This is a genomic window from Rhizobacter sp. P2_G4 (assembly GCF_056403575.1).
Genome location: NZ_JBFUFG010000002.1, coordinates 1,121,353 through 1,138,115, shown reverse-complemented (window position 1 = coordinate 1,138,115; position 16,763 = coordinate 1,121,353). Strand labels below are relative to the sequence as shown.

16 protein-coding genes are annotated in these 16,763 nt (G+C 67.3%); 10 read left to right on the top strand and 6 right to left on the bottom strand.

Going from position 1 to position 16,763, the window contains the following annotated elements:
- Positions 1-3 precede the first annotated feature (3 nt).
- Entirely contained in the window at positions 4-1,395 is a 1,392-nt protein-coding gene (locus AC1DYS_RS11685) for a phosphomannomutase/phosphoglucomutase (protein WP_477899135.1), read from the bottom strand.
- Between the two features lie 136 nt (positions 1,396-1,531).
- Here AC1DYS_RS11685 and AC1DYS_RS11680 point away from each other — a divergent pair, with 136 nt between their 5' ends.
- From AC1DYS_RS11680 to AC1DYS_RS11660, 5 genes are all read left to right on the top strand, one after another.
- The gene (locus AC1DYS_RS11680; RefSeq protein WP_477899133.1) at positions 1,532-2,677 is read left to right on the top strand and encodes a sensor histidine kinase; all 1,146 of its coding nucleotides are present in this window, start codon (positions 1,532-1,534) and stop codon (positions 2,675-2,677) included.
- Positions 2,674-3,432: a LytR/AlgR family response regulator transcription factor gene (locus AC1DYS_RS11675; RefSeq protein WP_477899131.1), complete on the top strand. Its 759-nt coding sequence runs from the start codon at positions 2,674-2,676 to the stop codon at positions 3,430-3,432. Before AC1DYS_RS11680 ends, AC1DYS_RS11675 begins: the two co-directional genes overlap by 4 nt.
- Positions 3,433-3,516: 84 nt before the next feature.
- The gene (locus tag AC1DYS_RS11670) at positions 3,517-4,992 is read left to right on the top strand and encodes a DNA-3-methyladenine glycosylase 2 family protein (RefSeq protein ID WP_477899129.1); all 1,476 of its coding nucleotides are present in this window, start codon (positions 3,517-3,519) and stop codon (positions 4,990-4,992) included.
- Between the two features lie 11 nt (positions 4,993-5,003).
- Positions 5,004-5,537: a methylated-DNA--[protein]-cysteine S-methyltransferase gene (locus AC1DYS_RS11665; RefSeq protein ID WP_477899128.1), complete on the top strand. Its 534-nt coding sequence runs from the start codon at positions 5,004-5,006 to the stop codon at positions 5,535-5,537.
- Positions 5,534-6,439, top strand: coding sequence for a DMT family transporter (locus AC1DYS_RS11660; protein WP_477899127.1), 906 nt, complete (start codon positions 5,534-5,536; stop codon positions 6,437-6,439). Before AC1DYS_RS11665 ends, AC1DYS_RS11660 begins: the two co-directional genes overlap by 4 nt.
- Here the strand turns inward: AC1DYS_RS11660 and AC1DYS_RS11655 are convergent.
- Positions 6,418-7,644 carry an MFS transporter gene (locus tag AC1DYS_RS11655; protein WP_477899126.1) on the bottom strand — a complete coding sequence of 409 codons (1,227 nt, stop codon included), beginning with the start codon at positions 7,642-7,644 and terminating at the stop codon, positions 6,418-6,420. The genes AC1DYS_RS11660 and AC1DYS_RS11655 overlap by 22 nt on opposite strands.
- Before the next feature lie 148 nt (positions 7,645-7,792).
- Here AC1DYS_RS11655 and AC1DYS_RS11650 point away from each other — a divergent pair, with 148 nt between their 5' ends.
- Positions 7,793-8,665 carry a ParA family protein gene (locus AC1DYS_RS11650; RefSeq protein WP_477899125.1) on the top strand — a complete coding sequence of 291 codons (873 nt, stop codon included), beginning with the start codon at positions 7,793-7,795 and terminating at the stop codon, positions 8,663-8,665.
- Positions 8,666-8,678: 13 nt separating this feature from the next.
- On the opposite strand, the gene AC1DYS_RS11645 is transcribed toward AC1DYS_RS11650, so the two are convergent.
- Both AC1DYS_RS11645 and AC1DYS_RS11640 read right to left on the bottom strand, forming a co-directional pair.
- Entirely contained in the window at positions 8,679-9,677 is a 999-nt protein-coding gene (locus AC1DYS_RS11645) for a chemotaxis protein CheB (RefSeq protein WP_477899124.1), read from the bottom strand.
- Positions 9,678-9,898: 221 nt separating this feature from the next.
- Entirely contained in the window at positions 9,899-10,369 is a 471-nt protein-coding gene (locus AC1DYS_RS11640) for a hypothetical protein (protein ID WP_477899122.1), read from the bottom strand.
- Between the two features lie 391 nt (positions 10,370-10,760).
- Here AC1DYS_RS11640 and AC1DYS_RS11635 point away from each other — a divergent pair, with 391 nt between their 5' ends.
- The 4 genes from AC1DYS_RS11635 to AC1DYS_RS11620 all read left to right on the top strand — a co-directional run bounded on the left by AC1DYS_RS11635 (position 10,761) and on the right by AC1DYS_RS11620 (position 14,476).
- Entirely contained in the window at positions 10,761-11,120 is a 360-nt protein-coding gene (locus AC1DYS_RS11635; RefSeq protein ID WP_477899120.1) for a DUF3072 domain-containing protein, read from the top strand.
- Between the two features lie 50 nt (positions 11,121-11,170).
- A complete protein-coding gene (locus AC1DYS_RS11630; protein WP_477899118.1) occupies positions 11,171-11,881 on the top strand; it encodes an SGNH/GDSL hydrolase family protein in 711 nt (236 codons plus the stop codon).
- Positions 11,882-12,227: 346 nt separating this feature from the next.
- Complete coding sequence (locus AC1DYS_RS11625; RefSeq protein WP_477899116.1) at positions 12,228-12,686, top strand: response regulator; 459 nt, start codon at positions 12,228-12,230, stop codon at positions 12,684-12,686.
- 308 nt (positions 12,687-12,994) lie between these two features.
- Positions 12,995-14,476, top strand: coding sequence for an MFS transporter (locus AC1DYS_RS11620; RefSeq protein WP_477899114.1), 1,482 nt, complete (start codon positions 12,995-12,997; stop codon positions 14,474-14,476).
- 40 nt (positions 14,477-14,516) lie between these two features.
- Here AC1DYS_RS11620 and AC1DYS_RS11615 read toward each other — a convergent pair whose 3' ends face one another.
- Together AC1DYS_RS11615 and AC1DYS_RS11610 are read right to left on the bottom strand one after the other, a co-directional pair.
- Positions 14,517-15,227 (bottom strand): HAD family hydrolase, encoded by a 711-nt coding sequence (locus AC1DYS_RS11615; RefSeq protein ID WP_477899112.1) that lies wholly within the window; start codon positions 15,225-15,227, stop codon positions 14,517-14,519.
- Complete coding sequence (locus tag AC1DYS_RS11610) at positions 15,224-16,678, bottom strand: mannitol dehydrogenase family protein (RefSeq protein WP_477899110.1); 1,455 nt, start codon at positions 16,676-16,678, stop codon at positions 15,224-15,226. Before AC1DYS_RS11610 ends, AC1DYS_RS11615 begins: the two co-directional genes overlap by 4 nt.
- Positions 16,679-16,763: the final 85 nt, after the last annotated feature.

The window sequence follows — 16,763 nt, the reverse complement described above, 5'->3', positions numbered from 1 at the left end:
AGATCAGTGGGCGGCTGCGGCGACTTGCGCGTCGGGTTTGGCCGCCTTGAGCGCTGCCATCAGCTGGGCCTCGATGCGGTGCAGAGCCTCGGGCGTGTGGCCTTCGAAACGCAGCACCAGCACCGGCGTGGTGTTGGACGCACGAATCAGGCCGAAGCCGTCGGCGTACTCCACGCGCAGGCCGTCGATGGTGATGATCTCTTGCGAGCCGGGGAAGTCGGCGTTGTCCAGCAGCCGCTGCACCACCTGCTTCGGTTCGCCTTCGGCGCAGGGCACGTTCAGCTCGGGCGTGCTGTAGCTTGTCGGCAGGTCGTTCAAGACCTTGCTCGGGTTCTTGCTGCGCGACAGGATCTCGAGCAGGCGCGCCGCGGTGTAGGTGGCATCGTCGAAGCCGTACCAGCGCTCCGAGAAGAAGATGTGTCCGCTCATTTCGCCGGCCAGCGGCGCCTTGATTTCCTTCAGCTTCGCCTTGATCAGGGAATGCCCCGTCTGCCACATCAGCGCCTTGCCGCCCGCCTTGCGAATGGCCGGCGCGAGGCGCTGCGTGCACTTCACGTCATAAATAATCGTCGCGCCCTTGTTGCGCGAGAGCACGTCGGTAGCGAACAGCATCAGCTGGCGGTCGGGGTAGATGATCTGCCCGTCCTTGGTGACCACGCCGAGGCGGTCGCCGTCGCCGTCGAACGCGAGGCCGATCTCGGCATCGGTGGTCTGCACGGTGCGGATCAGGTCAGCCAGGTTCTCGGGCTTACTCGGGTCCGGGTGGTGGTTGGGGAAGTCGCCATCGACCTCTGAGTACAACTCGGTCACGTCGCAGCCCAGCGCACGCAGGATCGCCGGCGCCGACGCGCCCGGAATGCCGTTGCCGGAGTCGACCACGATCTTCATCTTGCGCACCAGCTTGCAGTCGCTCACGATGCGATGGCGGTATTCCGCCAGAATGTCCATCTCGGCCGAGCGCCCGGTGCCGGTCACATAGTCTTCGGCCTCGATGCGCTTGCGCAGCGCCTGGATCTCCTCGCCGTAGATCGCGCGGCCGGCGAGCACCATCTTGAAGCCGTTGTAGTCCTTCGGGTTGTGGCTGCCCGTCACCTGGATGCCGCTGTTGCAGCCGTGCTTGCCGCGCGTGGCCGCAACGTAGTACAGCATCGGCGTGGTCACGGCGCCAAGGTCGACGACGTCGAGCCCGGTCGACTTCAAGCCCTTGATCAGCGCAGCCACCAGGCCTGGCCCCGACAAGCGACCGTCACGCCCCACCGCCACTGCCTTCTCGCCCGCCACCTTGGCAGCGCTGCCGAAGGCACGCCCCAGATGTTCAGCAAACGCCTCGTCGATCGTCTTGCCGACGATGCCGCGGATGTCATAGGCTTTGAAGTTGGACGCAGTGACTTGCATGGGTGGACGCTCCTGAGCTGAGGGTGGGCGGATTGTAGAGACGCTCCCTGCCGCTTGACAGCGATTCGTCGGCCGGTCTGTCGATTCGTCGGCCAGCCCGAAAATCCACGACTTGCCCTGCCTAAACTGGGTGCCCATGAACACGAAAGCCTTGCTCCTGGCCTCCTGGCACTCCTGGTACAGCCAGGACTTCCGGCACGTGGGCCCGCGGTGGCTGCAGTACGTCTGGACCTTCGTCTTTGGGGCCGTCGTGGCGATCGTCTTCACCGTGCTTGGCGTGGCCGTCAATGCAGGGCGAATCCGCTCTCTGGACGTGCTGGCGAGCGAGCTGTGGTCGTCGTACCTGCAGAACCTGGTCGTCAGCGTCTTCGTGAGCTACACGATCCACCTGCTGCTCGATCTGAGCGGGTGGCTGATCGGCGTGCAGCGGCTGCGCAGCCTGCCGAAACGCCTACGCAGCCTGTTTTTCACGCTCGTCCCCGCTGCCGGCCTGGTCATCGGGTGGCCCATCGGCATGTGGCTCGTGTTCGGCACGTTCAGCGAATTCCTGCCACCGCATCGCCCCAGTGCGTGGGCCGGCTCCTTCGCCATCGTGCTGCTGATCTGCGGCGCGTTCTTCGTCTACTTCGGGCTGAAGCACCGCGAACTCGATGCCGAACGACGCGCCACCGACGCACGGCTCAGGTTGCTGCAGGGCCAGATCGAGCCGCATTTCCTGTTCAACACGCTGGCCAACGTGGTCAGCCTGATGGAAGTCGACACGCCACGCGCGCGCGCCATGCTCGAATCATTCGTCGACTACCTGCGATCCTCCCTCGGCAGCCTGCGCCAGGAGGGCCACACGCTCGGCGACGAATTGGCGCTCGTCGGCGCCTACCTTCATGTGGTGAGCATCCGCATGGACGACCGCTTGCGCTACCGCATCGACGTGCCCGACGAGCTGCGCCGTGCGCGGCTGCCCGCGTTGACGCTGCAGCCGCTGGTCGAGAACGCCATCGTCCACGGGCTCGAGCCCAAGATGGAAGGCGGCGAGGTGACGATTGCGGCCGCATTGCAGAACGGGCGCCTCGTCATCACGGTGCAAGACGACGGCCTCGGCCTGCCCACCGACGAACACGCCCGGCGGGCTCCGCGGCAGCGCACGGGCAGCACCGGCACTGCCTGCAACAACATCCGCGAACGCCTGCTGAACCGCCACGGAAGCGAAGCCCGGCTCGACATCGCCCCAGCCGCGCCGACCGGCGTACGCGCCACCCTCACACTGCCGCTCGACACACCATGACCACTGCCCTGATCGCCGACGACGAACCGCACCTCGCCCGCTACCTGGGCGACCATCTGCGCAAGCTGTGGCCCGAGCTGCAGATCGTGCACGTAGCCCGCAACGGCGTCGAAGCGGCCGAGCAGATCGCAGCCCTCCAGCCCGACCTGGCCTTCCTCGACATCAAGATGCCCGGGCTCACAGGGGTGGAAGTGGCACAGGGCATCGAGGGCAAGACGCGCGTGGTCTTCGTCACCGCATTCGACGAATTCGCGGTGCAGGCCTTCGAGCAGGAGGCCGTCGACTACGTGTTGAAGCCGGTGCGTGCCGAGCGGCTGGCGCAGACCATCGAGCGGGTTCGCCGCGTGCTTGCCGCACCGCAGACCGCTGACAACCCGGCGCTGCTGGCGGTGCTGCAGCGCCTGCTGCCGGCCGCAGCAGCACCGACCGCGCGCCTGCGGTACGTGCGCGCCAGCAGCGGCGACGTCACCCATCAGATCGATGTGGCCGACGTGCTGTTCTTTCGCGCCGACGACAAGTACACCTGCGTGCAGACCGCCCAGGGCGAGCACCTGATCCGCACGCCCATCGCCGAGCTGGCAGCCCAGCTCGACCCCGACCAGTTCTGGCAAGTCCATCGCTCCACGCTCATCAACCTGAAGCACGTGGACGGCACGCGCCGCGACGAGCTAAGCCGCCTGTTCGTGCGCATCAAGGGCCACGCGGCCGAGCTGCCGGTCAGCCGGGCCTATGTGCACCTGTTCAAGACGATGTGAGTTGCCACAGGAGGTCTGAAAGACCTGCCGGGCACGTGTCCGAAAACGGCGAGTCGGACTCGGCGCAGTGCCTATCATGGCCTCATGAACTTCGATGCAGACGCTGCCTACCAGGTCTTCAAGGCCCGTGACGCCCGATTCGACGGACGCATCTTCGTCGGCGTGACATCCACCGGCGTGTACTGCCGGCCCGTCTGCCGGGTGCGCACACCGCGCCGCGAGAATTGCCGCTTCTTCGACACCCCGGCGCAAGCCGAGGCCGAGGCTTTCCGCCCCTGCATGAAATGCCGCCCGGAAGTGGCACCCGGCCCCGGCCTGGCGTGGACGGTGATGGACGCCTCGCGCACCCTGGCGCGCCAGGCCGCGAGCTGGCTCGACAGCCGGCTCGGCGATGAAGAAGCGCTCTCGATGACCGGCCTCGCCGATCACCTCGGCGTGAGCGACCGCCACATGCGCCGCATCTTCGCCACCGAACATGGCGTGACGCCGTTGCAGTACCTGCAGACGCGCCGCCTGCTGCTGGCCAAGCAATTGCTGACGGACACGCGCCTGCCGGTCGCCCAGGTGGCGCTGGCCAGCGGCTTTCGGAGCCTGCGGCGATTCAACGCCGCCTTCGCCGAGAGCTACCGCATGAGCCCGAGCCGCCTGCGCGGAGAGGTCGATGAAGACGCCGCGCCAGCAGACGACGCCATCAACGTGCGGCTGGGCTACCGGGCGCCGTACGACATCGCATCGATGCTGAAGTTTCAGGGCCAGCGCGCGATCCCCGATGTCGAGATGGTCGACGGCATGCGCATCCGCCGCACCTTGCGCGCGGGCAGCATCGCCCCACCGTCGGGTTGGCTGGAGGCCGAGTTCGTGCCCGAGACGGAGACACGTGCGCCGCACGTGCGGCTCGGCTTCTCACCCGCACTGGCGCCGCACAGCGCACGCGTGGTGGCTGCGGTGCGCCGCTGGCTCGATCTCGACGCGTCACCCGAAGCCATCGACAGCACGCTGGCCGACCTGCCCGGCGAACCTGGCCTGCGCCTGCCCGGCAGCATGGACGCGTTCGAGATGGTGGTGCGCGCCGTGCTCGGGCAACAGGTCACCGTGGCCGGTGCGCGCACGCTGGCCAAGCGCTTCGTCGACCGGTTCGGCGAGCCGCTGGCAACGCCCTGGCCCGAGATCTCGCACACCTTTCCGTCGCCTGCCGTGATCGCGCAGACGCCCATCGAGCACATCGCCGAACTCGGCATCATCCGCACGCGGGCCGGCGCCATCATCGCGCTCGCCCAGGCCTGGCCCGAGATCGCGGCAAAGCTGCACACGCAGCATCAACCCGAGGCGCTGATCGAGGCACTGCATGCCCTGCCCGGCATCGGCCCGTGGACGGCCCACTACATCGCGATGCGGGCGCTCGGCTGGCCCGATGCCTTTCCACCCAAAGACGTGGCGGTGCTGAACGCGATGAAGCCGCTGTTCGGCGTCACCACCCAGCGCGAAGCCGATGCGCTGATCGAACGCTGGCGGCCATGGCGCGCGTACGCCGTGCTGCGGCTTTGGAACACCCTCACCTGAAGGACCTGACCATGTCACTCACTCCATCGTCTCTTGCGTCGTCCCCCACGAGAAAAATCGCGGCTCGCTGCACCGCGCAAGCCCGCTTTCCCTCGCCGCTCGGCCCCATGCTGCTGGCCCGTACCGAGCTTGGCCTCGCCGGGGCCTGGTTCGAAGCGCAGAAGTGGCACCCCGAGCCGCTGGATGCGCCCGAGCGGCCCGACGACCCGCTGCTGCAGCTGGCTGCCCAGCAGATCGCCGAATACTTCGCCGGCACCCGTTCGCAGTTCGACCTACCGCTCGACTTGCACGGCACCGACTTCCAGCGCTCCGTGTGGCTGGCGTTGTGCGGCATCGAGGTAGGCGGCACGCAAAGCTACGCCGCCGTTGCTCGCCGCCTCGGTGCGCCGCTGGCCGTACGCGCCGTCGGTGCCGCCGTCGGCCGCAACCCGGTCAGCGTGATCGTGCCTTGCCACCGCGTGGTGGGCACCAACGGCAGCCTCACAGGCTACGCCGGCGGGCTGGAGCGGAAGCGCGCGCTGCTGACGCTGGAAGGAGTGCTGTGAGAAGGTCCGACTTGTTGGAATTGCTGACGCTCGCCGCCGTGTGGGGCGCATCCTTCCTCTTCATGCGAGTCGGTGCGCCCGAGTTCGGCGCCGCACCGCTCGCCGGCATGCGCGTGATCGGCGCGACGCTCGTGCTGCTGCCCCTGCTCGCGATGCGCAGGCAGATGGCGCCGCTGCGCACGCACTGGCGGCCGATTTTGCTGGTGGGCATCACCAACTCCGCCCTGCCGTTCATGTGCTTCAGCTACGCGGCGCTCACGATCAGTGCGGGGTTGAGCTCGATCTTCAATGCGGCCACACCGCTCTTCGGTGCCGCCATCGCATGGCTCTGGCTGCGAGACAAGCTCACGTCCCTGCGCACCTTGGGCCTCGTGATCGGGTTTGTCGGCGTGTTCGGCCTCGCCTACACCAAGGCCAGCGTGAAAGCCGATGTGGACGGCGCGCGTGTGGCACTGGCCACCCTGGCCTGCATCGTGGCGGCGCTGTCTTATGGCTTCTCGGCCAACTTCACCAAACGCCACCTCACCGGCGTGCCGCCGATGGCCGTGGCCGCAGGCAGCCAACTGGGCGCGGCCCTGGTGCTGGCGGTGCCCACGTTCCTGATGTGGCCGGCGGCCATGCCGAGCGTGGCTGCGTGGACCAACCTGGCGCTGCTGGCCACCGTGTGCACGGGCCTCGCCTATGTGCTGTTCTTTCGCCTCATCGCCCACATCGGCCCGGCCAACGCGATCACGGTGACCTTCCTGATCCCCGCCTTTGCCATGGCTTGGGGTGCCATCTTCCTGGGTGAATCGCTCACGCCGCAGATGGTGATCGGCTGCATCGTCATCCTGGCCGGCACCTCGCTCGCGACCGGCTTCCTGCCGCGGCCGAAGCCGGTTCAGGCGGCCGCCAGTTCCTGACGCTGGCGCCTCGCGCGGTGCAAGAGCAGCGACGCGATCGTCAGGTTCAGCAAGTTCCAGCCGATGCCGTTGACGAAGGCGGCCTGGTAGGAGCCGGTCAAGTCGAAGACCTTGCCCGACATCCAGCCGCCGAGCGCCATGCCCAGGAGCGTGAACATCAGCACGGTGCCCACCCGGGCACCGGCCTCGGCAGGCGGAAAGTGCTCGCGCACGATGATCGCGTACGACGGCACGATGCCGCCCTGGAACAAGCCGAACATCGCCGATATCACGTACAGCGACACCAGCCCGTTGAAGGGCAGGAACAGCAGCAAGGCGACACCCTGCAGCACCGACCCCAGCAGCAAGGTGCGCAGCCCGCCGATGCGGTCGCAGATGGCCCCTGACACCAGGCGGCTCACGATGCCGCAGGCGAGCATCAGAGACAGCATCTCGGCACCGCGCGCAGCGCCGTAACCCAGGTCCCCGCAATAGGCCACGATGTGCACCTGCGGCATGGCCATCGCCACGCAGCACGCCACGCCGGCCACGCACAGCAGCGCCTGCGCGCCACCCATCGGCAAACCGAATGGCCGTGTGGACGACACGACCGGCGCGCCGGCAGACTTGCCCACCACGGCCGCCGGAGGCCGCGGCCGCATCATCAGGGCGAGCAGCGGCATCGTCACCGCACAGAACGCCGCCAGGCCGAAGTAGGTGTGACGCCAGCCGACGCTTTCGATGAAGTGCTGCACGATGGGCGGCCAGATCGCACCGGCCAGATAGTTGCCGCTGGCGCAGATGGCCACCGCAATGCCTCGGCGGCGCACGAACCAGAGCGACGTATCGGCCACCAGCGGTGCAAACGTGGCCGAGCTGCCCAACAGCCCGAGCAGCACACCGTGCGCTGCCGAGAAGACCCAGATGTTGCTGGCCGAACCCGCGGCCACGAAGCCGAGTGCCAGGCCGACGGTGCCGATGAGCACCGGCACCATCACGCCGAACCGGTCGGCCAGCCGGCCCATCAGGATGCCGCCGACGCCGAAGCCAATCATCATGGCCGTGTACGGCAGCGAGGCATCGGCCCGGGCGATACCGAACTCGGCCTGCACCGGCGGCAGCACCACGGCCACCACATACATGCTGCCGCTGCCGATGGTCATCAGTGCCAGCGTGACCATCAAACGCATCCAGGCGTAACGGGAATCGGCTTCGTGCTGGGTCATCTGTAAAGAAGTGGTTACCTGTGAGCTTGAACGCGGCAGTACTTCGCGGCTACGCGGGCAGCCGCCTATGGGATAACCCCGTATTTGATGATGTAATGAAGCGCTCTTCGGCAGCTGCCGAGGGCGGACCTCCCGGACACCCGTTGTCATGCCCGTCGTAGCAGTTGTCAATCGTAAAGGTGGAAGCGGCAAAAGCACGCTAGCCGCTCACCTCGCAGCTTATTGCGCCCACAACGGCATGCCCGTGATGTTGGGCGATGTCGACAAGCAGCAATCCACGCAAGCCTGGCTCAAGCTGCGCTCGACGCAAGTCACACCCAACCGCTCGCCCCTCGTCGGCTGGACGGTCGATCCCAAGAGCGTGCTGCGCGCCCCCACCGGCGTATCGCACGTCGTGCTCGACACGCCCGGCGGCCTGCGCGGTTTCGACCTCGCACGCGTGGCCATGTTTGCCGATGCGATCCTGATGCCGGTGTGCAACTCAGTGTTCGACCGCGAATCCGCTGCCGCCTGCTATGCCGAGATGATGACGCTGCCGCGCATTGCGAGCGGCCGCTGCGTGGTGGCCGCCATCGGCATGCGGCTCGATGCGCGCACCAAGGCCGGTGAAGTTCTGCATGCCTGGGCCGAGCAGCAGAAGCTGCCGTTCCTCGGCGTGCTGCGCGAAACGCAGAACTACGTGCGCTGCATCGAACGCGGACTCACCCTCTTCGACCTGCCCCCGGCCAAGGTCCAGGACGACCTCGACCAGTGGCAGCCCATCATCGAGTGGCTGCAACCCATCCTGCGACCCGCACCGCGCACAGAAGCCGCCGCGGCGCCCGTGGCACCCGTGCCTGCACCCGACAGCGCACGCTTCGAAAGCCTCCGGCCCGCGCAAGTTTCCTTGTCGTTGAACCGCGATCAAACCTTGGAGCAACTCGACAAGGTGGCTGCCGCAGCCGCGCCGCGCGCCGGTGTGATGAACCGCGTCGGCAGCCTGCTCGGCTCGCTGACCGTGCCGCGCTTCCTGCAGCGCTGACACCCCAACCTCGCTAAGCCTGCAAGGCGGGCGGGTCCGTGTCCTGATCCAGCTCTTGCAGCACTTCGGCCTGGCGCTTCAACCGCTTCGCAGCGGCTTCGATGGCCGCCGCGGCGGCGGCATTTGATCCGTCGGCCCGTTCCACCTCGGCCATGTGCTCAAGAAGGAGCTGCTTTTCCTGCAGGGCCCGCAGCGCATTCTGAATTGCGTCGTCGGCCCCTTCGGACATGGCCTGCTCGAGGGTGCGCAGGGTGAACGCGTGACCGGTGTGGCATCGGTATCGCTGCGGGCGGGAGTCCAGGATCTCCCATAGGCCGCCGTGGCAGTCCGGGCAGGCGAAGGTGGTGGGTTTCGCGATGGCTCGCAGGTGCTCGAGTGCATTGCCCCTGCGCAGGCTCAGTTCATGTTCATGGTCCAAGTTGGCCTCCGAAACAGTGATGTCAGGAGCGGCCATCTCTTGGCTGGCAAGTGACGCAAAAAGCGCTGGCATCAAAGCCAACGAAACACAGTGATCGATCTCTGCATGCCGCAGAGCGCTCTCCGGCATGCTGCTGACGAACGCCTCGTCCGGGTCCTGCACGACCGTCGTGCCACCGGCTCGCTTGATCGCCTGCAAGCCGCCGGTGCCATCGTCGAACTGGCCCGTCAGGACGACGCCGATCGCACCTCGGCCATAGGCGAGTGCCGCGGACCGGAACAGAGGGTCGACGGCAGGCCGGGTGTGGTGCTCCTTGGGCCCGCGGGTCAGCACCGTGCGGCCGTCTTCCACCAGAAGATGATGGTCCGGCGGGGCGACGTAGATGTGTCCGCTTTCGATGGCTTCGCCATGCACCGCATGCGACACCGGCAGCCGGCAGGTCCGCGACAGCAGAGTCGGGAGCAGGCTGGGATGGGGGCCGACATGCAGCACCACGAGCACAGGCAAGGGGAAGTCTGCAGGAAGCCCGGCCGTCAACTGCATCAGCGCCTGACCACCGCCCGCTGCGGCTCCGATCACGATGATTCTTTGCATCTCACACCAGTCATTCGCAGACGCATGGTGAGAGAACCAGCCGCCGCGCAAGAACACCTTTCGATTTGCTGCGGAGGCAAACGGCGTTCCATGGAAGCCGAGCGGCCGGGTCTCACGTGTGGTTCACGACCAGGCGATCTGGACTTTTACGCGTCTGCCCATGCCGGGGTCTTTCCGCATCTCAGCAATCTTGCAAACCACAGCGCCTTCAGGCGGCGTGCTCATGTCGCAACAGGTCGCGAGCCGGCAATCGATCGCACACGGCTTCTCGGCGGCTGCTGCGCAGCGGGGGCTTCGTAGGTCAGCACCGAGTCGTGCAGCCCCTCGAGCGCGTCACGCGCAAGCTCATCGGCTTGGGCGATCAGCTCGTCGACCCGCTCCGGCGAGTAATCGAACTGGCCCGAAACAGCGTCGTGCGGCAACGGCTCCCGTGCGATGCGAATCCATCGCCCGATGATGGCCGTGTCGTCCAGTTCAGAGGGCGCCAGCTTGCCGATCTGCAGCAGATTGAACACGCGGTAGGAAATCTCCACACCGGAGCTCGGCAGCCGGTGCAACACCTTGGGCAGCTGCTCGATGGTCACGAGTTGAAACGGCTCGCCGGGGTCGACGCGGCCGCTGCTTCGCACCCGTTCGCGATGGGCGACCACCCGAAGAATGAGCAGGACGGCGTCGCGATGTCTTCGCGCCACAGCCTCTCGAGTGCGTTCACTCCCCAGTCCGGCTCATCAAGGTGATGCGCGACCACCGCTGCGTTGATTGCACCGATGGAGCCCCGGCCAGTGCGACGACAACGTCACCGCGTTCCTGCATCCAGGGTGCCAGACGCGACCAGGCGCCACACCCAAACGCGCCCAGTGCCCCACCCCCTTGAAATGCCACCACTGTTTTCATGCACGTACTTTCCATCTCGGCCCGAAGCGGCCGACTCGTATCGCGTTGGGCAAGCGATGTACCTCGGTCACCGCCTCACCTTGCTACAGAAAATTCTTCCCCCTGCACGACAGCGCAGCCGCGAGTAAGGGGTGAGCCACCGACCCAAAAAAGGAACGCGCCTTGCTCGATGAACGCGAAGGAGCAGCCATGACCGACAAACGCACGCAAGCTCAAGCGCCCCTGGACAACATGGAGAAAGACCCCGCCGATTGGGTCACCGGCAACGAGCCCATGACAGGCGCTCAGCGCTCGTATCTGAAGACACTGAGCGAGAAGGCCCACGACCCATCCGCATTCGACGAGACCTTGACCAAGGCCGAAGCGTCGCGCCGCATTGAGGAATTGCAGGCCCGTACGGGAACGGCGCCCGCAGCCCAGGCGCACACAGCCGACGAGGCGCCAGCCGAAGACGAGGGTCCCTTGGAGTCACTGGGGCGCGCAGTCTCCGAGACCGTGCTGGGTTCGCAACCTGACGACGCTGGCCAACCCCGCAAAACGGGCGAGTGACCTCGGGTTCCACCGGCGTGAGGTGGCGCCACGCCCGCCGTCGAGAGGACATGAACACGTCGCCACATTCACCGAGCCGACGCCACTGGATGGCCGCTACGCTCGCGGCTTCACTGACCTCGGCCGCCTCGGCGAAGCCTGCGATGTTCACCCTCTACACCTTCGGCGATTCGATTCTCGACAGCAGCCGCTACAACGACCACGGGCTCGACGCCGGCCAGCTCATCGTTCGCAACGACGATGGCCTGTTCCCCGAGTTCATCGGCCGCGACCTGCAGTCGCGCGGCCCAGCCCGGCTTGCCCACCGTGCGGTCGACGGCAGCACGGTCGACGACCTGCTGCGCCAGCTCGATGGTCTTCAGCCTGACGGCCATTGCGCCGCCTTGCTGACCATCGGCGGCAACGACCTGCTGGTCGGCCTGGCGGCCGACACAGGCAATGGGCTCCGCTCGTTCGAGGCGGCGCTGCGACGCTTCGTCACCAAGCTGCCCGTCGGCCCGCTGCTGCTGGGCACGGTCTACGACCCCACCTTCGGCGACGACTCGCAGAACTTTCTCGGCGTGCCGGCAAGCGTGGCGCGGCGCAATCACGCGCGGGTGAATGCCGTGATCGCCACCGTCGCCGGGCAGCGGCCAGGTGACCGGCTCGTCGATCTGCACGCGCACTTTCTGCGCGGGCGACCCGACTGGTTCACGCGGACGATCGAGCCCAGCTTGATCGGGGCCTCCGAGGTACGCCGGGTCTTCATCAACGCGCTTTGAACGCGCTTGAATGCCGTCATGAAGACCGCATCAGCCTCGAAGAGACCAGCAGCGCGTGCCTGGTCGTTGGCATCGTTGCGGTTGCGTTTTTCCACTGCGCCGGGCTGCCTGTCGAGTCCTCCGCAATTGCGGCAACTCGTTCCTTATTCGGTCGGCCGGAGTGCCTTGCTTCGTCTGGCGAGGCCGCCTTCAAAGCACGCTTCTCCCCTCCAACGCCAGGGACGTGAACCGGAGCAGAATCACCGCGCTTCCAGCCAGGGGCGAGCTGGCGCTCTCGCGTCGTTCTGTTGCGGCGCACACATGCGCGGGTACGCCAGTTGCTGGTGGCTGATGATGAGGAGGCCTCATGTCGATGGAAAAAAGCACGGCCTTGAATGCCCGTTTGAGAAAGCAGCTCTCCCCAGAACGTGAACCGCGTTCAGTGGTGCCCAGGGTGCTGATCGTCGAAGACGACATCGACTCCGCAAAGTCCTTCGAGGCCTTGCTCAGGCAGTGCGGTTACGACACCCGTTGCGCGAACGACGGCGCCAACGGGCTGGCAGCAGCCGCTCAGTTCGACCCCCACTTCGTGTTGCTCGACCTGCATCTGCCGCGCGTACACGGCGCCGACGTGGCGCGCCACCTGCGCGTCAATGAAGACGGCATGCGCCGCGTCATCATTGCGACGACAGGCACGCCTCGCGACATGGTCAGCAGTTCGGAGTTCGACCGACACCTGCTCAAGCCGATCCAGCCAGACGAGCTCTTGGCTGTCCTGGCCGATGAATGGAGCGTGCGTTTCGTCGGCACCCCGTGGTGCTATTGAAGGCACAGACCCGAAGGCGCTGCTGACTCGTTCGCTCCAGCGGCAGCCGGGAGCGCGGCCAGGGTCAGCAGCAGGATGGCCACCAGGGCGGCAATTGCAGCGCGGCGTGGCGGGGCGGTCATGGCGGTGGGTTCCGTAGAGGCGTGCCGCGATGGCGACGAAACCGGCAACCCGCGTTCCAGCTGCGCTCGCACCTGCGACCGCGTCAAGCGTCGATCTCGCCAAGGGTGTGAAGGACGGGGAACGCCGATTGCCTCGCATTCCGCTATGCCATTGCCACCTCTCGCGATCCCGGCCGCCCGCCACCCATGAGCCTGCGGCCCTCGCTCCATGTCAGCCCCCAGGAGCTGCAGGTTGGCAAAGGTGCGCTCGTGGCCGACGCGGCCTGGGCAAGCATGACGGGGGCGTTCTCAGGCGGCATCGTGCTGGTGGCCTTTGCGCTCGAGCTGGGTGCCGGCCCGCGGGCCATCGGGCTGCTCGGCGCCATTCCATTCCTCGCCCAGGCGGCGCAGCTGCCGACGATCTTTTTGGTGGAGCGGCTGCGCGCGCGCAAGCTGATCGGCATCCCGACCCTTGCGGTGGCGCGTGTGCTGATCCTGCTGCTGGCGTTGCTGCCCATGGTGCTACCGGTCGATGGTCGGTTGGCTGCGCTGATCGCAGCGCAGGCCGTCATCGCGATGATGGGCGCGGTGGCGGCCTGTGCCATCAACTCCTGGTTCCACCAGTTGTTGCCGCCGGCCGAACTGGGCGCGTTCTTCTCGCGAAGGCTGCTGTGGGCCACCGGCATCGCGTGCGCTTGCACCCTCGGTGCCGGTGCATTGGCGGAGCACCCGCCGCTTGGCGATCGCATGCTCGCGTTCTCGATCTTCTTCGGCGTGGCGGGCCTTGCAGGGCTGATGAGCTCCTACTACCTCTGGCGTTGCCCCGAACCGGTGATGGAGCAAGGCGGGCCGACGCGGCGCCTGCGCGATCAGCTCAAGGCGCCCTTCACCGACCCGGGCTTCCGCGGCTTGCTGCTCACGCTCGGCAGCTGGAACCTCGCGAGCAACCTGGTCGCGCCGTTCCTTGCCGTCTACCTCATTCGCCAGCTCGGCTACGGCCTCACCACGGTGACAGGCCTGTGGGTGGCGAGCCAGCTCGCCAATGCGGCCACCTTGTTGTCGTGGGGCCGTGTGTCCGACCGCCTGTCGAACAAGTCGATCCTGGCGGTGGCGGTGCCGCTGTACTTCGCCTGCACGCTGGGGCTGGTGTTCGTGCCGAAGGAGGTTCCGCACGCGGTGCAAGTGGCCTTGTTGCTGGTGTTGCACGTGCTGATGGGCGTGGCGGGCGGCGGCATCGGGCTCGCCACCGGCAACCTCGGCATGAAGCTCGCACCGCGCGACAGCGCCACCGCTTATCTGGCGGCCATCGGCCTCGTCGGTGCGGCGGCTGGCGGCATGGCCCCACTCGTCGGCGGCGCGCTCGCGCAGTGGTTCAGCGAGCGCAAGCTGTCGCTGGTGGTGCGCTGGGTGTCGCCCAACCACGTCAACGAGGTCTCGGCGCTGAGCTTTGCGCACTGGGAGTTTCTCTTCGCTCTCTCGGCCTTGCTGGGGCTGTACGTCATGCACGCGGTGTCGCGCATCCGCGAGGGGGCCGAGGTGAGCGAGCGGCTGGTCATCCGCGAGATGGGGCTGGAGGCGTTGCGCACCGTCAACCAGCTGTCGTCGGTGGGCGGCCTGGTCGGCAGCGTGTTCCCGTTTGGCCGCCTGTCGGAACGGCGGCGCAGCTCTCGCACCGCGCGTGCCGGGTGATGCGGGCAAGACGCGCAATGGCCCCGGCCATGCGTTCTTGTCAGCCTGCGCCTGCCGCCAAGGGCAAAGGCTGCCGGTCGCTGATGCAGGGCAGCACCTCGTGCAACGACCGGAACACCCTCAGCGCCACGGCGTGCATCTCCGGCGTGGCCTGCAGAAGGTCGGGCACCATGACCACAGGCACGCCGGCGGCGGCCGCAGCGCGCACGCCGTTGTACGAGTCTTCGAAGGCCAGGCAACGTGCCGGCGGCACCCCGAGGCGCCGTGCGGCCTCGAGGAACAGGTCGGGGTGAGGCTTGCCGCGGGCCACGTCGTCGCGCGTCACCACCGCCTGCATGCGATCGAAGATGCCCGTCAACTGCAGATGATGGTGTGCTCGCCGCTGCCCTGACGAGGTGGCGACGGCACGCGGCACGCGCAGCCGATCCAGCAGGGCGAGCATGGCTTCGACACCCGGCTTGAGGTGCAGCTGCCCCGCCTGCACAAAGGCCTCCAGGTGGCGCGTGGCGGCTGCGAACAGCGGCTCGATGGCGACGGCGTTGCCGTACCGGTCGGCCACCAATTTGCGGCAACCGTCTGCCGGCATGCCGATCATCTGGAACCGCAGCTCGATGGGCATGTCGATTCCCTGCTCCAGCGCTGCAGCCTGCATCGCCTGCAGCGCGATTGACTCGCTGTCGATCAGCAGGCCGTCCATGTCGAACAGCACGGCGTCGAAGGGGGGGATGGGATGGCAGTCGATGGAGCTCACGAGTGGGGGGTTCTCTTCAGGGCTGCGCTCACGGCGCCGAGAGCGCCATCTTGCTGCAAAGAGCGCACTGCCTGCACCAGTTGCTTCACAAAGCCCTGATGCATCGGCAACTGGTCGCCGAAGACCTTGCGCAACCCGAGAAACCCCTGCACGAGCTGATGCGCATCGCCGCCCGAGTCGCGGCCGAGCCGCAGCAGATCGAGCTGCAGATGGTCATGCGCCAACAGCGCCTTGCCAAACCGGTCGCGGCCGCTGGCACACCAGATCCATGAGGCCACTGCCAGCACCGTGAGCGGCGCCGGCCTGCCCGCGTCGAGGTGCAGCAATAAGCCGGCGAGCAGGCGCGTGTGCAGCTTGCCCGAGGCGTTGCGGCCCACACGCACGAGCTCGTGTGCGATGGCCGGGTTGCGCCAGCGCGCCACCAGCTGGTGCGCATAGGCGCGAATGTCGTGGTCGCTGGGCGGCAGCGTGAGGCGTTGCTCATCGATCAGCAGCCGCAAGGCGTAGGCCGACAGCGCGGGTTCGCCCATGGCCTCGGCCACCGTCGTGAAGCCGGCGAGCAGGCCCAGGCAGGCGATGGCGAGGTGGCCGCCGTTGAGCAGGCGCAGCTTCGAGGTCTCCCAGGGCGCGACGTTGTCGACGAACTCGACGCCCGCCGCTTCCCAGAACGGCCTGGGCCCGTCGAAGCGCTCGATCACCCATTGGCAAAACGGCTCGGTCGTCACGGGCGCAGCATCGTCGCGGCCGATCAGCTCGGCGGCCAGCTCGCGGTCATCGTCGGTCGTGGCCGGCACGATGCGATCGACCATGGAACACGGGAACTGCACATGGCACTCGATCCAGTTCGCCAAGGCATCGCTTTGCAGCCCCGCCATGTCGAGGCACACCTGCCGCAGCAGGCGGCCGTTGCCGAGCACGTTGTCGCAAGAGATGAGCACCGGCGGCGCGAGTCCGGCAGTACGGCGCAGCTGCAGCGCCTTGACCAGCAGGCCCGGCACGCTGCGCGGCCGGCGACCCTGCAGGTCGGCTTCGATCTCGGGGTCGTTCGCATCGAGCCGCCCGCTCGATGGTTCTGCGCAGTAACCCGACTCGGTGACGGTGAGCGTGACCAGCTGCATACGCGGATCGAGGATCAAGCCCAGCAGGCGCTCGGCGTCACGCTGGGCATGCAAGGGCTCGCGCAGCGCACCCACCACCTCGGCCGTCGACCCGCCCGGGCCACGCTCGACCACGGTGTACAGGCCTTGCTGCCGTGCAAGCCCGGCGATGACACCGCCCGTGCGCAGGCTCGCCGCCGCAATGCCCCACGGCGGCGGCACACCGTTGAGGCCGGTCTCGGCCTCGATCGCACGCTGAGTGATGAACGCCTGGTGGGCACGATGGAAGGCCCCGCAGCCGAGGTGCAGGATGCCCGTGCGCAGCGCGGCCACGTCATAGCGCGGTCGCCGCACGTCCGGCGGAAGCGCATGCAAACCTGCAAGCGACAAGTAGCCTGTAGTGGCACCGCGTGGCCGCAGGCGAGCCGCGCCACGGGAA